Annotated in this window: 14 protein-coding genes and 1 pseudogene; 12 read left to right on the top strand and 3 right to left on the bottom strand. The window is 59.7% G+C overall.

Annotated elements, in window-relative coordinates; genetic code table 11:
* Positions 1-255: 255 nt before the first annotated feature.
* From ACVMIM_RS10140 to ACVMIM_RS10095, 10 genes and pseudogenes are all read left to right on the top strand, one after another.
* A complete protein-coding gene (locus tag ACVMIM_RS10140) occupies positions 256-2,040 on the top strand; it encodes a hypothetical protein (protein ID WP_040985659.1) in 1,785 nt (594 codons plus the stop codon).
* Entirely contained in the window at positions 2,040-2,570 is a 531-nt protein-coding gene (gene larC2, locus ACVMIM_RS10135; protein ID WP_040985660.1) for a nickel pincer cofactor biosynthesis protein LarC2, read from the top strand. Before ACVMIM_RS10140 ends, larC2 begins: the two co-directional genes overlap by 1 nt.
* 15 nt (positions 2,571-2,585) lie before the next feature.
* Positions 2,586-3,884: a nickel pincer cofactor biosynthesis protein LarC gene (gene larC, locus ACVMIM_RS10130; protein WP_040986162.1), complete on the top strand. Its 1,299-nt coding sequence runs from the start codon at positions 2,586-2,588 to the stop codon at positions 3,882-3,884.
* Positions 3,885-3,891: 7 nt separating this feature from the next.
* Positions 3,892-4,677 carry an ATP-dependent sacrificial sulfur transferase LarE gene (gene larE / locus ACVMIM_RS10125; RefSeq protein WP_476111838.1) on the top strand — a complete coding sequence of 262 codons (786 nt, stop codon included), beginning with the start codon at positions 3,892-3,894 and terminating at the stop codon, positions 4,675-4,677.
* The gene (larB, locus tag ACVMIM_RS10120) at positions 4,674-5,351 is read left to right on the top strand and encodes a nickel pincer cofactor biosynthesis protein LarB (protein WP_040985662.1); all 678 of its coding nucleotides are present in this window, start codon (positions 4,674-4,676) and stop codon (positions 5,349-5,351) included. The genes larE and larB overlap by 4 nt, the downstream gene beginning before the upstream one ends.
* A gap of 61 nt (positions 5,352-5,412) precedes the next feature.
* Positions 5,413-6,447 (top strand): annotated as a pseudogene (locus ACVMIM_RS10115) (HoxN/HupN/NixA family nickel/cobalt transporter); the annotation flags it as partial.
* 139 nt (positions 6,448-6,586) lie between these two features.
* The gene (locus tag ACVMIM_RS10110; protein ID WP_040985663.1) at positions 6,587-7,162 is read left to right on the top strand and encodes a peroxidase-related enzyme; all 576 of its coding nucleotides are present in this window, start codon (positions 6,587-6,589) and stop codon (positions 7,160-7,162) included.
* A 680-nt stretch (positions 7,163-7,842) separates the two neighbouring features.
* A complete protein-coding gene (locus tag ACVMIM_RS10105) occupies positions 7,843-9,141 on the top strand; it encodes a tyrosine-type recombinase/integrase (RefSeq protein ID WP_476111836.1) in 1,299 nt (432 codons plus the stop codon).
* A 924-nt stretch (positions 9,142-10,065) separates the two neighbouring features.
* A complete protein-coding gene (locus tag ACVMIM_RS10100) occupies positions 10,066-10,998 on the top strand; it encodes an NAD(P)/FAD-dependent oxidoreductase (protein WP_476111834.1) in 933 nt (310 codons plus the stop codon).
* Between the two features lie 35 nt (positions 10,999-11,033).
* Positions 11,034-11,309: a hypothetical protein gene (locus tag ACVMIM_RS10095; protein ID WP_476111832.1), complete on the top strand. Its 276-nt coding sequence runs from the start codon at positions 11,034-11,036 to the stop codon at positions 11,307-11,309.
* A 15-nt stretch (positions 11,310-11,324) separates the two neighbouring features.
* On the opposite strand, the gene ACVMIM_RS10090 is transcribed toward ACVMIM_RS10095, so the two are convergent.
* The gene (locus ACVMIM_RS10090; protein WP_476111830.1) at positions 11,325-11,516 is read right to left on the bottom strand and encodes a hypothetical protein; all 192 of its coding nucleotides are present in this window, start codon (positions 11,514-11,516) and stop codon (positions 11,325-11,327) included.
* A gap of 467 nt (positions 11,517-11,983) precedes the next feature.
* Here ACVMIM_RS10090 and ACVMIM_RS10085 point away from each other — a divergent pair, with 467 nt between their 5' ends.
* The gene (locus ACVMIM_RS10085) at positions 11,984-12,340 is read left to right on the top strand and encodes a DUF6894 family protein (RefSeq protein WP_476111828.1); all 357 of its coding nucleotides are present in this window, start codon (positions 11,984-11,986) and stop codon (positions 12,338-12,340) included.
* Positions 12,341-13,308: 968 nt separating this feature from the next.
* On the opposite strand, the gene ACVMIM_RS10080 is transcribed toward ACVMIM_RS10085, so the two are convergent.
* Entirely contained in the window at positions 13,309-13,479 is a 171-nt protein-coding gene (locus ACVMIM_RS10080; RefSeq protein WP_476111826.1) for a hypothetical protein, read from the bottom strand.
* Between the two features lie 197 nt (positions 13,480-13,676).
* On the opposite strand from ACVMIM_RS10080, the gene ACVMIM_RS10075 reads away from it, so the two are divergent.
* Positions 13,677-13,904, top strand: coding sequence for a hypothetical protein (locus ACVMIM_RS10075; RefSeq protein ID WP_040999559.1), 228 nt, complete (start codon positions 13,677-13,679; stop codon positions 13,902-13,904).
* Between the two features lie 18 nt (positions 13,905-13,922).
* Here the strand turns inward: ACVMIM_RS10075 and ACVMIM_RS10070 are convergent, their stop codons facing one another.
* Positions 13,923-14,018: a putative RiPP precursor gene (locus ACVMIM_RS10070; RefSeq protein WP_476111824.1), complete on the bottom strand. Its 96-nt coding sequence runs from the start codon at positions 14,016-14,018 to the stop codon at positions 13,923-13,925.
* Between the last annotated feature and the right edge of the window lie 105 nt (positions 14,019-14,123).

The following is a 14,123-nucleotide window of genomic DNA, read 5'->3' as shown; positions in this document are numbered from 1 at the left end:
GGCGCTTCGCATCGGCGCCTTGCGTGTTGGCCTGGCCGAAACCGTTATGAAGACCGCTCATGAGCTCATGAAATATTGCCGTTTAACGATCATAATGCGGCCGTGCTATTTCTTTCACCAGCGCCGCCGCCATGCGGCAAGAACGCCCGGCAGGCGGACTCTTTCGCTACGAAACGGCGCCCCGACCGATTCGAATACAAGCTTTCGAAGACCGAGAAAGCCGCTCGTCTGGCCGCCACAGGGAGAAACCAAGTAATGACGAATGCGTCTGCACAACGGGAAAAAGTCATCCTGGCGTCGGTTATGGCTGCCAATGCCAATCCCGGCTGGCTGACCAGCGACCGCGTCGAGGCACTGACCGGCGGGCACGGGATGCTCAATATTCCCGTCGTTGCTGCATGCAATGTCATCGCCGCCGAACTTCGTCGTGGCGTAAGCCCGGAAGTCAAATTTGCCGATGCTGTGCGCCAGCCCATCGACGACCTCCTTGCAAAGAGCATCGCTGTTGCAAAGGCAGCCGGCGCCGACGGAGCAAATGCGGCCCTGATCGCGGCCACGCTTCTCTACCTGTGCGGCGCCAACGCACAGGTTGGCATCCCGGCAGGCAACCGCAAGCTCGGTTCTTCTGCGCGGATGATCGCGGGGGTGAGCCGCTCAGGCCTTGCGGCGGTGCCCACAGCCAAGATGAACAACAAGATCTCGGGATTCGCGGCCGTCGCTGCGGTTTACGATGCCATGATGAAGGGAGAGCTCTCGCCGATTCAAGGTCGGGACATTCCCGAAGGCGTAGGCGGCGGTGTGATGGTTGGCCACGGAGCCCTCGGCGAGGATTTCATCTTCCCCGGCATGGCCGAACGAGGCGCGGCTATCGGAACCAAGGCGATGATGGATGCCATGTCAGGAGCTGGCATGCCCAGCCAGAAATTCCTGTCAGCACTTTTCGGCGCGGCAGCAATCCTGGAGATCATCCACCCGGATGCCGACGTGGCTGAGGAGTACGGCCCCTACGGCAAGGTTACCAGTGCCTTTGTTGCCGGACAATCCGCCGTTCGCACCGCCGGCCTGCCGGAGAAGGTGCATGTCCGCATTACCGGCAAGGAAGTCGAGACCGCAAGGCTCATCGGCGATCTCGGGCTGATCCTCAAGGACATCGGCGGACCCACTGTGATCGGCATCATGGCGCTGGATGAAATCATTTCGGTGTTCGAAGAGGGAATTTGCGGCGCCGGCGCGGGTCCGGTCAATCCGCCGCTCGGCCACGTCTGCGGCGATGCGGTCATTGCGCTGATGTGCCTGTTGCAGGACGGATCGACGGAACAGAGCGTGGCGCGGGCTTTGCGCGATCGACGGCTCGGCTTCAGCTTCGACCCGGAGACCGCAATGATGGCGATGAACATCGTTGCCCGAAAGGCAACCCAGATTTGCAACGGGCCGGTGACCGAAGCGCTGATCATGTCCTCCACTCCCATGGTCACCAAGGCGCTGCATGCCCGCGCGGCGCGCAGCTATGACGATCTGATGGCCGGCAGGAGCGTCGGCGAAATCGTCCGCGCGATGGACGAAGAACGTCAGCTTCTGGTGGAGGCGCGCGGCTCGGAATTCCTGAGCAAGGTAAAGGGCACCAATATCAAGATTCATTTCACCAAGATCGGCAAGGGAGCACGGCGCTCGAGCAAGATGGCTGCACGTTGGCTTGCCTTCGATCCGGCGCTTGATGCCGAAGTGACCGTCGGCGACGACAAGATTCACATGGAAGGCATCATCAACGCCGTCATTCCGGAAGTGGCGCAGGGGATCGGTAAGGAACGCGCGCCGTTCCTGACGGCGCTCGCGCCGATCGCAAGCGAACTGCTGCTCGCTGGCAATGTGATCATGAACGTCACAATCCCCGCGGTGGTCGCTGCCGCGATGGGCAAGATGAACGCTTCGGACGCCGCCAGCGAGGCGCAGTCAGCAGGCCTGATTTCCGCAGGTATTCCCGGTACGAAGGCCAAGGCGGAGGCCGCGGCGCTAGTCGCTGTCGAATCCATGGCGCTCTGATGGCAGGCGGCGTCATCCTCCTTATGGCCCAGATCGATGATGCGCCGGGCGAGTTGCTCGGGCATGTCATCGATAAGATGACCGAGATGGGCGCCAAGAATGTCCAGCTCCTTTCCAGCCTGGGCAAGAAAGGCCGTCCAGCCTACGTACTGTTGGTCGACATCAACGCGGAGGACGAGCCGGATTTCGCCTCCCTTCTCGTCGGCGATCTGGGGATTTGGGGCTACCGGGTTCTCGAATCCCAACACAAGCACTTCGACATCCGACGCTATCGGACGCAGCTCGAACTGAAATGGGCGGGAGGCGAGACCAGTTTTCCACTGCGCCTCAAACGCATCCTTAACGAGGGGATGTTCATGCGGGCTAAGGCCGAACACGACGATCTTGTCGCCATATCCGCGCAGATGAGAGACCTTCTGCCGGTATCAGTGGCAGTGTTGAAGGGGGCGATTGAGACGACCATTGGATCGACTGAGCCGGGCAAGACCTTGCGCGTCGATCTGTCTGGTCTGCAGCTTGCGGGCCGATAAAGGATGGAAGGCCCGATGCATATTCATCTTGATGTCCTGGGCGGCATTGCCGGCGATATGTTTGTCGCCGCGATTTTGGACGCCTGGCCCGATCTGGCTGAAATCGTGCAACAAAACCTTCGTCTTGCCGGTCTGGAAGACGACGTAGAGGCTGTGGTGCGGCCGCATGACGACGGCGTGCTGACCGGCAGCCGCTTCGATGTCACGAAGATGGGCTCCGAACAGGCCACCGCCCGACCTCATTGCAGTCACCATGCTCATGGGCACGCCCACGAGCATAATGACCATGACGAGCGGCATGGCCAACATCACCATGAGCACGTCCATGACGAGCACCACGGCCACCATCATCACACTCATTGGCGCGACCTTCGTGCGATGCTTGAGGGAAGTCGTTTGGACGAGACTGTTAAGCGCGCAGCCATCGCGATCTTCCATGAGCTCGCCCTGGCGGAGGCCGCGGTTCATGGCAGGGACGTCGATGACGTGACCTTTCACGAAGTCGGCAACTGGGATTCGATCGCTGACATCGTAGCCGCGGCGACACTGATCGAGGCAGTGGGCGAAGCAAGCTGGTCGGTCGGATCGCTCCCGCTCGGGCGCGGCTGGGTGGAGACTGACCACGGCCGGCTGCCTGTTCCAGCTCCTGCCACGACCCTATTGCTGCGCGGATTTGCCTTTCATGACGACGGTCGCGTGGGCGAACGCATCACGCCGACGGGAGCGGCGATCCTGCGCTATCTCTCTCCCTCGACCAGTATCGGCTCCTCCCCCCATGTGCTCGATCGCACCGGCATCGGCTTTGGCACGCGGCGCCTCCCCGGCATGAGCAATGTGCTTCGCGTTCTGGCCTTCACGGCTGAAGCCGCCGTGCAGGAACGGGTGGGTGTCATCCAGTTCGAAATCGACGACCAGACGGCCGAGGAATTGGCGGCGGGCCTTGATCAAATTCGTGCAGCCGAAGGCGTCATTGATGTGACCCAGTCGCCGGTCTTCGGCAAGAAAGGTCGGATGATGGCCTCAGTTCAGGTTCTCACACGGCTGGATGCGATCGAGGCAATCGGTGAGCTGTGCTTCCGACAGACCACGACACTTGGCCTACGCAGCCGCACGGAGGCGCGCACCATCCTGCCGCGGCAGGCAGTCACGACCAGCGATGGGATGAGGGTGAAGCTAGCCGATCGCCCCGGCGGGCCGACTGCCAAGGCAGAGATGGATGACGTGGAAGCCTTTCGCCAGAGTCACAAAGCCCGGTCTGAGTTGCGCCGCAGCGCGGAGGCAGAGGCGCTGGAGAAAAGACATGACCACCACTGAAGCCTTCTTGCGCCGTCTCGACGCGGTGTTCGACAGCGCCCGTCCCGCGGCTGTGGCCATCTCCGGCGGCGTCGACAGCATGACCCTGGCTTTCGTGGCGCACCTTAGGTTGGGCGCAGACCTGACCATGTTCCACGCCGCCTCGGCCGCGGTCCCGGTCAGCGCGACCGAACGGGTCAGGGACTATGCGGCGCGCCATGGTTGGAACCTTCGGGTCATCGACGCTGGCGAATTTGCCGACGAACGCTATCTCGCCAATCCTTCCAATCGCTGCTTCTTTTGCAAATCGAATCTCTACGGCACGCTGTCGTCCCTCTCGAAAGCGCAGCTCTTTTCGGGCACGAATACAGACGATCTGGGCGACTGGCGGCCCGGTCTCAAGGCAGCCGAGGCCAATAGCGTACGCCACCCCTTTGTCGAGGCCGGCATGTCCAAGGCCGACGTGAGGGCGATGGCGGCAGCGCATGGCTTGAACGACCTCGCCAAATTGCCGTCGGCCCCTTGCCTCTCGAGCCGCATCGAGACGGCTCTCAAGATCGATCCGCAAATGCTGCGCGCTGTAGATCGGGTCGAGACGCTGATCCGGGACGAGCTTTCGCCTAACACTGTTCGGTGCCGCGTTCGGCACACAGGCGTCGTTGTCGAACTGGATGAGCCTACCTTGTCGCGTCTCTCCGACGACGGCCGGTTAGAGCTGGCCCGCAAAATCTCTGAGGCTTTCGACGGACCGCGGCTCGTCCATTTCGAGGCCTACGTCCGGGGCAGCGCCTTCTTGCGGGAACAAAGCGCATGAACGAACAGATTAGATTGGACTTTCAGCGTCCTGAGCGGCTGGATTTCGATGAGGCCATTCTTTGCGCTCGTAAGTCCGATCCCCAGCTTACCGTAATCATGGACCGGGTGTTGGCGCATGGCGCGCGGTGCCTGATGACCCGCCTCGAACCCGATGTCTTCGCCCGCATGGCGCCCACTTATCGCGAAAGGCTGGATTACGATCCCGTCTCGAGGACGGCTTACCTGAACTGGACCCCTGCTGGCGAACTGGAACTGCCTCGGATCGCGGTGGTGTCGGCTGGCAGCTCGGACATGCCGCAGGCGGCCGAAGTCACGCGAACGCTCACCTATCTCGGCGCCGCGACGAAGCAATTCATCGACGTCGGCGTGGCCGGCCTGTGGCGCTTGTTGGACAGTGTCGACGAATTGCGGACCTTTCCGGTCATTGTGGCGGTCGCCGGAATGGATGGCGCCCTTCCAAGCGTGCTTGGTGGGCTCGTGCCCGGCGTGATCATCTGCCTGCCCACCTCGACCGGATATGGGGTTTCGAACGGAGGAGAAACCGCCCTCCACGCAGCCCTTGCTTCCTGCGCCCCGGGGCTGACGGTCGTGAACATCGACAATGGGTACGGCGCTGCGTGTGCCGCATTCCGCACCCTGAACATGATCCGACAGGCGGCAGCCAACGGCTGACGAAAGGTTGGCTGTCGCCAAGCCAAAAATGAAATCGCCTTGGAGTGCAGGGGACCTTCGCATGCGCAATCCCTTCGACGACAAACCGATTCGCGCCAAGATAAAAATTGGTGTTGTCTATGGGCTTCTGATCATCGCGAATGTCTTGGCGTGGATCTGGGCCTGGAGTCTTTTCGACGATCGGCCCACCCTGCTCGGCATGGCCACCGTCGCCTACATGCTCGGTCTTCGGCATGCGTTTGATGCCGACCACATTGGGGCAATCGACAATGTCGTGCGCAAGCTCACGCAGGAGGGCAAACACCCATTTTCGGTCGGCTTCTTCTTTTCGCTCGGCCACTCCAGCATCGTCGTTCTGGGATCATTGGCCATCGCGGCTACCGCCATTGCGATGCAGAACCAACTTCACGTCTTGCAGCACGTCGGCAGCGTCATAGGGACGTCGGTTTCCGCGCTGTTCCTGCTGGTGATCGGCTTTGCCAACTTGTTTATCCTGAGAGGCGTTTGGGCGGCATTCTCGCGAGCGCGTCGTGGCGAGATGATCTTCGACGAGGACGTTGATGCGTTGCTGGCACGGCGCGGCTTGCTGGCGCGGGTATTTCACCGGACATTCAAGGTCGTCTCACGTTCGTGGCACATGTATCCGATTGGGTTTCTGTTCGGCCTCGGATACGACACCGCCACGGAAATTGCCCTGCTCGGTATTTCTGCAACACAGGCCACTCAAAGCTTGCCGGTCTCAATCCTTGTTTTCCCGGCCCTATTTACAGCCGCCATGTCACTAATGGACACGACGGATAGCGTGCTGATGACGCGTGCCTACGGCTGGGCTCTCGTCAACCCCATCCACAAGCTTTGGTACAACTTGACGATCACGACCACCTCCGGAGTTGTCGCGATATTCATCGGCGGTCTGGAGGGTCTCGGCTTGATCTTGGACAGATACCGTCTGCAGGGCGGTCTATGGGACATCGTGACGATTTTTGACGAAAATCTCGCGAGCTTCGGCCTCGCCATGGTGTTCCTTTTCGTCGCAAGCTGGATCATTTCGACGGCGATCTATCGGGCGAAAGGCTGCGATCAGGCCCAGGTGAATGCGCCCGAGCAGCGGCGCGGCCGAACGCTGACGCACTCGACAGCTCTGCGGAACGCTTTTACTGCTCATGGGGAAAGCCCGACACGACCGCGTCCTCGTTCAGACCTCTGCCAACCGACCACATTCCGGGAGCTTCCGCATGACCGAGACTCAGTCGCCAATCAGCCGCTTTCCCGTCCCGACGCTCTCCGAGATGCCCGATGACATCCGCGAGCGCATTCTCGCCGTGCAGGAGAAGTCCGGCTTCGTTCCCAACGTTTTCCTCGTCCTCGCGCATCGTCCCGACGAGTTCCGGGCCTTCTTCGCCTATCATGATGCGCTCATGGACAAGCCCGGCAACCTCAGCAAGGCAGAGCGCGAGATGATCGTCGTGGCCACCAGCAATCTGAACCACTGCCAATATTGCGTCGTCGCCCATGGAGCGATCCTACGCGTACGGTCAAAAAACCCGTTGATCGCCGACCAAGTGGCAGTCAATTATCGGAAGGCCGACATCACTGAGCGCCAGAAGGCTATGCTCGACTTCGCGGTCATGGTCTCGGCCGAGGCTTACAAGGTGGGCGAGCGCGATTTGGAAACCCTGAGATCGCACGGCTTTACCGAAGAAGATGCCTGGGACATTGCGGCCATATCGGCATTCTTCGGAATGTCGAACCGGCTTGCCAACGTCACGAGCATGCGGCCCAACGACGAGTTCTACGCCTTGGGCCGTTGACTGCTAGTTGCCGTGTCCGAGGCGCATATGCCGTTGGTTCATTAATTTAGCACACTAACGTGTCTGCACTCTTCGTCTTCTCAACAATTACGAAGGGCCGAAGCTGTTGTCGCAAAACTTCCGACTAAGCAAGGCGGCAGCGCCGCGCCTGAGATTCGCAAAGTCGCCAAGGCAGTCAACGGATCGATCGCGATCTTCAGGTCCCTGCAGGATTCGCGATGGCAACCGAGGGGAATGCGTGGGTGAGTTCCGTGGGATGGGTGGGTTGTCCGGATCTCCGATACGCCGCTACAGGGATCGGGGGTGGCGAGCCCTCTGGCTCGATCACGCGCGCTATCTAAGATACAATGGCAAGGGACTGACAGGTCCTAGTTGGTATTTCTGTTGGTAGCAGCTCCGGTTGACCTTCCGTAAGCATCTGAAAGCAAAATAGGATTTTGTTTACTTGGATTCCGCCTCTGGGCACCATCCCCTCTTCTCCCGACAGTCCCTTTCGCCGAAGCTCCTACGCTGCGGCCTCCTCCAAATAGCTGAAATCATTGATCTTTTTCTGCCAAATGGCGTACTTGAGCTGGGCTGAGACCGCTTCGGGTGCATTCGGTCCAATGAGGCGGGGGGATGGTATTTCCGTTGGTATTCGACATCCTGATGGTATCGAAACAGCCAAGGAGACCTGACAAATGGCCCTCTCCGACGTGAAATGCCGAAACGCCCGCCCCGCTTCCAAGCTCGTCAAATTATCAGATGGGGGCGGACTGCAGCTATGGGTGCAGCCCACGGGCTCTCGCCTCTGGAGGCTCGCCTACCGCTTTGACGGCAAGCAGAAACTGCTGGCGCTGGGCAGCTATCCCCTTGTCTCCCTCGCCGAGGCACGCCAGGCGCGCGATGACGCTAAACGGCTCCTGCTGTCTGGCATAGACCCTGGAAAGGAACGCAGCTTGCGGAAGGCCGATTCGGCAAAGGACTCCTTTCGCTCAATTGCGGACGAATATGTTGAGAAGCTGAAGAAGGAGGGACGTGCCGACCGGACGATCAGCAAGGTCAAATGGCTCCTCGACTTTGCCTATCCGACAATCGGCGACATGTGCATTCGGGAGATCGATCCGGCCATCATCCTTACCGCCCTTCGTCGCGTCGAGGTTCGCGGTCGATACGAGTCGGCTAGGCGACTGCGCTCCACCATCGGCACCGTGTTTCGATACGCAATTGCGACCGCACGCGCCGAGGGAGATCCGACGATCGCCCTGAGGGGCGCACTCATCAGTCCGACGGTCACACCTCGTGCCGCGATTACCGACCCTAAAGCCTTGGGCGGCTTACTCAGGGCAGTCGATGCATTCGACGGACAGCCAACAACCAGAGCCGCCCTGAAGCTGATGGCAATGCTATTTCCCCGACCCGGCGAGCTGCGCGCCGCAGAATGGGAAGAGTTCGATTTCGAAAGCTCGGTGTGGATCATTCCTGAAGCACGCATGAAAATGCGACGGCCGCACCGCGTACCTCTTCCAAAGCAGGCAGTGAGCGTCCTGACCTCTCTTAAAGAAATCTCTGGTGGTGGATCGCTTCTGTTTCCTAGTGTGCGATCGGATTCGCGTCCGATTTCCGACAACACGCTTAACGCCGCCCTCCGCCGCATGGGCTACGGCAAGGAAGAAGCTACCGCGCACGGTTTTCGAGCAACGGCATCAACTCTGCTAAACGAATGTGGCAAGTGGCATCCGGACGCCGTAGAGCGGCAGCTGGCCCACATTGAGAACAACGACGTTCGTCGCGCCTACGCTCGGGCTGAGCACTGGGAAGAGCGCGTCAAGATGATGCAATGGTGGTCCGACTATCTGGATGAGCTCAAGAGCAAAAGTGCGCGGGTGATCTCAATTGAGGGACGCGGCAAGCCCGCTGTCCATACACCGTGGCAAGGCTCCGCTTTGAACCCAACAGCGACGGTTCGCCAAACGCCGAGGCGAACTTCCAACGTTTGAAGATCATACTGAGTTCAAAAAGTCCAAACTACTAATGGTGGGCCCGGAGAGCGTGGAACTCTAGAATAAAGTCAATGGTTTAGCGGGTGGTTAGCCAGCCCTTATCCTTCGTATGATCTCGTATGGTCGAGCGAACCCACAGATCAGGAGGAGCAGTAGTTTTCAATGCAAGCGGCTTCTATCCTACAAACGGCTACATCTTGACCAAGGGCGTGAGCGCGGCCGGTTTGGGGAGAAAGCGGAAAGTTCGGGTCAGCGATGATTGAGCTGGAAAACCCGGGTGTTGCATCGGCCCTAATCTCGACCGCTTCGCGCCGAAGAGGTTATGGTGGTTGCTCGAGCCAGCCGAGCGAGTGGTCAATGGTAGTAGATAACGCCGTCGACGGTACTTGTCTTGCCGAGGCGAGCAAACAAACGAGATCATTGATGACGGCCGTCCCAAATGGATGACGGAACGGCCTTCTCATAGTTCATTTGGCGGCAGCGGGGGACCTGGAGAGGCCGTCAAGAACGGTCTTGAGATTAGAGGCTTCGCCTTCGACCACCAGTAACACCGCGATCCGCAGAGCCAGCGCGAATCGCTGCGTTTGCGGGTTGGCATTCGACGATATCGAGGACGCCAATGGCGCGCGACCAGACAAGCAGCGGCGTGCTTTGGGGAAATGTTTCCTGAACCAAATGGCGGCCCGCGCTTTAAAAAGTGGATACGGGAGGCCGTAGGACTGCATCGTTTATGCGCAGACTAACGTCAAAACTTCCACTCCATATGCGCAAGTTGGCGAGGAACGCCCCCTCGCCTCGAAGGCATTTCCTTTTAAAGGTGCGAAGAACAAGGCGGTCCTTAGCCATCCCGATCCAGCAAGGGCTGCAGGCTGTCAGCACCCGCTCTCAGGGGTTCGAAGTAAGATCGTCGGGATTTAAGCCATGACGGACCAGGGACATCATCGCTGTGAGCAAATCGACTGTTTGATCGTTGGAGGTGGCCCAGCTGGGCTCGCAGCCGCGACTTATCTTGGCCGCTTCCGCCGGCGGGTCGTTCTTTTCGACGCCGGTGAAAGCCGTGCGAGACTGATTCCGATTACTCGAAACTGTCCCGGCTTCCCCGACGGTATATCCGGGGCCGACCTGCTAAGTCGTTTGCGGCGACAGGCCCTGCTGAGCGGGGCGGAGCTTAGGGACGAAGCAGTGCAAGATATTAAGCGCGACGATACCGAGTTTGTTGCTGCCGGTCCAACGCCCGTTCGAGCCCGTGCGGTGCTCCTAGCGACGGGTGTGGTCGATACACTTCCTGACATCCCACTGGCTACCGATATGATTGGAGGGGGGACCATGCGCCTTTGCCCAATCTGCGATGGCTACGAGGTCATCGATAAGCGTGTCGCAGTAATGGGCCCAGCGAAAGACGCCGCGAAGAAGGCGCTGTTCATGCGAACCTACACCCGCGACGTTACCGTACTCGCGACTGACGGGAAGCGTGGAATAGACGGATGTTCAGGCCCACTGATCCGGGAAGCCGGAATCCGGTTCAAGGCCTGCATTCCGAACTCGCTCCGCCCCCTTGGCGAACACGCCGTCGTCCTGCTCTCCGACGGAACGACCTGCACATTCGATTCGGTCTATCAAGCGATGGGATGCAGGACCGGGGCTAAGTTTGGAATCGACCTCGGGGCGACGTGCGACGACCTGGGCTATCTCATTGTGGACGCACATCAGCGAACCGTTGTGCCCGGTCTCTATGCCGCTGGTGATGTGGTGAACGAAATCAACCAGATCGCGGTCGCGTTCGGTCACGCGGCGATCGCGGCCACGGACATTCACAATCACCTTGCAGACCCCAACCGCAGCTTTCGTCATTGATCGCTATGCACCTTGTTCAGATACTGCTTCCCTGCATGGACAACGGCGGCCAGCCTTTCCCTCAAGAAGACTTCGACAGGGTAAAGGAAGAGCTGGCGAGCCGCTTCGACGGCGTTACCGCCTATCTCCAGGCTCCTGCCGACGGTTTGTGGAGAAAGGGCGCCGAGTCAAACGCTGACAAGATCATCATCTTCGAAGTCATGACCGAGGAGATCGACCTGCTCGAATGGCGGTACCGCCGCGCGGCACTCGAGCGGCGTTTCCGGCAGGAGAAGGTGATTATCCGTTATATGCCGATCACGCTGGTCTAGCGCCCGGTGGTCGCGTCAACAGCTCTGGCGGGCGGATAGTTCCTTGACGAAGCTGGAGCAGCAAGCGGCTCGCCACTGCTCATTCATCAACTCGCGGCCGGCCTCCACCACATGGGTCGAGACGATGTCGGCGTGCCGCCCGCTCGCGCAGAGCGCGGTGATGACGCGCTTCACCTCCCAGGCGGCGACCGGATCGAGGCCGTTCAACCTCTCGTCGAAGATCAGAAGCGGCGCAATTGGCGGCGGCGCTGGCCAAGCTTGGCCGGTTGGACGAAGCGAGGGCTGCCGCCGCTCGCGTGATCGAGCTGCAACCAGCCTTTCGCAGCCGTGGTCTGGCCCGAGCCGCTTCACCAGTTCGGCTGCGTCGAGCAGCGCGGTGCGCCTGCATGTGAGGAATAGACAGGGCCGTCCGGCCGCATACTTCGGCCGAGAGTGTCGAAAGTGGCAATTTATCCGACATCGTGGCGATCCTCGTGCTGAAAGGGTCGTCGCCGCACCGAAAAGGATTATATTCCTGAGTGCCTGTCAGATGACAAGTGCTTCCAGGCCTCGCTCGCGATGCACTCTATCTGAGGCGTACGCGGCGGCACCTGTCAAGCAGGGTACCGTCCTCGGCACCTTTGGGAGGCAGTTCGCCGTTTGGCGTCTACCTAATTGCCGTAAGGTCAATCAGATTGCCGGCGGCGACGGCTTGGATTGCTTGCAACAAAGTGGTGCGCGGGGAGTTTTGGTTTTGTCCAACCGGCCAGCCCACCATGACCAGGTACCATTTTCACGTCGACAACGGCACATTCACTCCCGACCGTGATGGGATCGATCTCCCGGATTTAAACGCTGCGCGAATGGAAGCCGTGCGCGCAGCCGGCCAGATGATAGACGACAGCAAGCAGTCGTTCTGGGAGCACGCGAAGCCCTGGGTCATGCATGTCACGGATGGCGACAATCATCTCCTGTTCACGCTTGAATTCGTCGCGAAAGTCCCCTCCGGCAACGCGCTCTACATTCCTGAGAGAGATGGGTTACAGTCATAAAAGCCGCCGACCGACAGCCAAGGGAACGACCCCGCGTGGCGCGCTTGGGGGGGTGCTGGCACGGTATGGCGACCGCGCGAGTGCCAAGGATTAATTCTCACGCAAGCTTTAGCTAATAAACTTGCCTAAGCCGCTATTTACGGGAGGCACGGTTGGATCAAACCACGAGGCTTGAGAACCTGGAATTTGCGCAGTCCATGCTGACGGAGATCCGCCGGAACGCTAGCGCTTCCGGCGAGCTGTTCCTCACATATTTGATCGATATAGTAGCTGCCGAAGCTCAAAAACGTGCCCACGACCTAAGGTTTCAAAATCGCTCAGGCAAGACGATGCCCGGCCTGGGGGACGTCTAGAGCGGACTAGGCAGGGCAGGCCGGGCCCTTACCCCGTGATGCGGCGCGGGGCAGGCTGACAGTATGCGCCGCTCTTGACCCTCCCGCATTAACAATTTTAACACCGCCTAAAGAAAAGCCCGTCGCAGCTAATGAGCGTAAGCGACGGGCCTTCCTGCGATTTGCGCGGCTAACACCCCTCCAAGGGACCGACCGCTGCACCAATAATTCATCAGGGTGAAAAATGTTCCATTTTGCTACATGCTGTCGAATTCTTCGCTGATCCCTTGGCCGTACTACCGTCGCGTTTGCCTTCAGCAGGTCGTCAGCCAGGTCGCTGACTGCGATCGGGTCATCGGACATCACGTTCGGCAGGTAATTTGCCATCCGACGATCGATACGGAACGCAAGAGAGCCCGCAGCAGGGAGCGCTGCAGGCCCTCCGTCGGGGGTCTCAGCCCGACACGACGCTTAGACCACGCCAAGGACGCGTCGCGCCCACCGAACATCAGCATGATCTAAATGTTCCAGGATCAATGCCGATCAGTCACCCGAAAAGCGACCAGCCCGAGGATCATGCTGGCAAAAGAGTATACCCCTGCGCCTCAACCACCTGTTGGACTGCTCCGGTGTTTTTCAATGCCTTCCCTTCAGGCAGCGCGCTTCCCGCACGAGCGAAGCCCAGTCCGAGCCGATCATCTGGATGAGATCTCGTGCCTGTTTCTCCGTGACGCCTGTCTCTTTCACCAGCCGCCGAACCAGGAGATCAGCCGCCTTCTCCTTGTCATCGCTACCGTCCCGACCCATCCGAAGCTCCGCATCTGCGATGCCAACCAGCAGCTTCGAAGAAGGTTTCACCCGCTATGCAAAAAGCAGCCCTCCAACAAATGTGATAGCTCCCGAGCCGGCAGAGGCGTATTTGTCGAAAAGTCGTCCGCCTTCCCCGGCACACGGACGCTTGGAAGTCAACTTAGGTGCTTTCGCCATTTTCGTGGAGAAGCCCTATGAACAAACACTCGGCTAGTTTCATTTCCGCTTTTGAATTCGACGTAATCCGCGAGGCGTTGCGACGGTCGATAGCAGACGACCGCATCCCACCGGAAGAGTGGGAAAAATGCGCAGCTAACCTGATGCGGTGTTTTGTAGGCACAGCGCCGAGCGAAGTGGTTGCTGCCTTGCTCAACTCAGTAGGGCAACTAAAAAGCCAGCCGACCGACGCCGACGGGCTATAAAACAGCACGGGGCCGGGGTCAGCCGGGCACGACAACCGACGATGGCGGAACAGCAGTCACAGCGCTGAGCTTGTCACGCTTCTTCAAGGTCGGCTTCTCGTATGTCTTCTTCATGGGAATCCCCCCGTTGATCACAGAAACTTGATAGAAATGACCTGCGCGACCGGTGGTTGTCAAGCTGACAAAAAAGCCCGCCACCCAGAGCTGACGGGCGCGCCT

This window comes from Mesorhizobium sp. USDA 4413 (assembly GCF_056280365.1).
This window is presented reverse-complemented; position numbering and strand designations above follow the sequence as displayed.

Excerpts from the sequence above, each read along its gene's own strand:
- ACVMIM_RS10140 (WP_040985659.1), top strand. The coding sequence starts at position 256 with ATGACGAATGCGTCTGCACAACGGGAAAAAGTCATCCTGGCGTCGGTT.
- larC2 (WP_040985660.1), top strand. The coding sequence starts at position 2,040 with ATGGCAGGCGGCGTCATCCTCCTTATGGCCCAGATCGATGATGCGCCG.
- larC (WP_040986162.1), top strand. The coding sequence starts at position 2,586 with ATGCATATTCATCTTGATGTCCTGGGCGGCATTGCCGGCGATATGTTT.
- larB (WP_040985662.1), top strand. The coding sequence starts at position 4,674 with ATGAACGAACAGATTAGATTGGACTTTCAGCGTCCTGAGCGGCTGGAT.
- ACVMIM_RS10110 (WP_040985663.1), top strand. The coding sequence starts at position 6,587 with ATGACCGAGACTCAGTCGCCAATCAGCCGCTTTCCCGTCCCGACGCTC.
- ACVMIM_RS10105 (WP_476111836.1), top strand. The coding sequence starts at position 7,843 with ATGGCCCTCTCCGACGTGAAATGCCGAAACGCCCGCCCCGCTTCCAAG.
- ACVMIM_RS10100 (WP_476111834.1), top strand. The coding sequence starts at position 10,066 with ATGACGGACCAGGGACATCATCGCTGTGAGCAAATCGACTGTTTGATC.
- ACVMIM_RS10095 (WP_476111832.1), top strand. The coding sequence starts at position 11,034 with ATGGACAACGGCGGCCAGCCTTTCCCTCAAGAAGACTTCGACAGGGTA.
- ACVMIM_RS10080 (WP_476111826.1), bottom strand. The coding sequence starts at position 13,479 with ATGGGTCGGGACGGTAGCGATGACAAGGAGAAGGCGGCTGATCTCCTG.
- ACVMIM_RS10075 (WP_040999559.1), top strand. The coding sequence starts at position 13,677 with ATGAACAAACACTCGGCTAGTTTCATTTCCGCTTTTGAATTCGACGTA.
- ACVMIM_RS10070 (WP_476111824.1), bottom strand. The coding sequence starts at position 14,018 with ATGAAGAAGACATACGAGAAGCCGACCTTGAAGAAGCGTGACAAGCTC.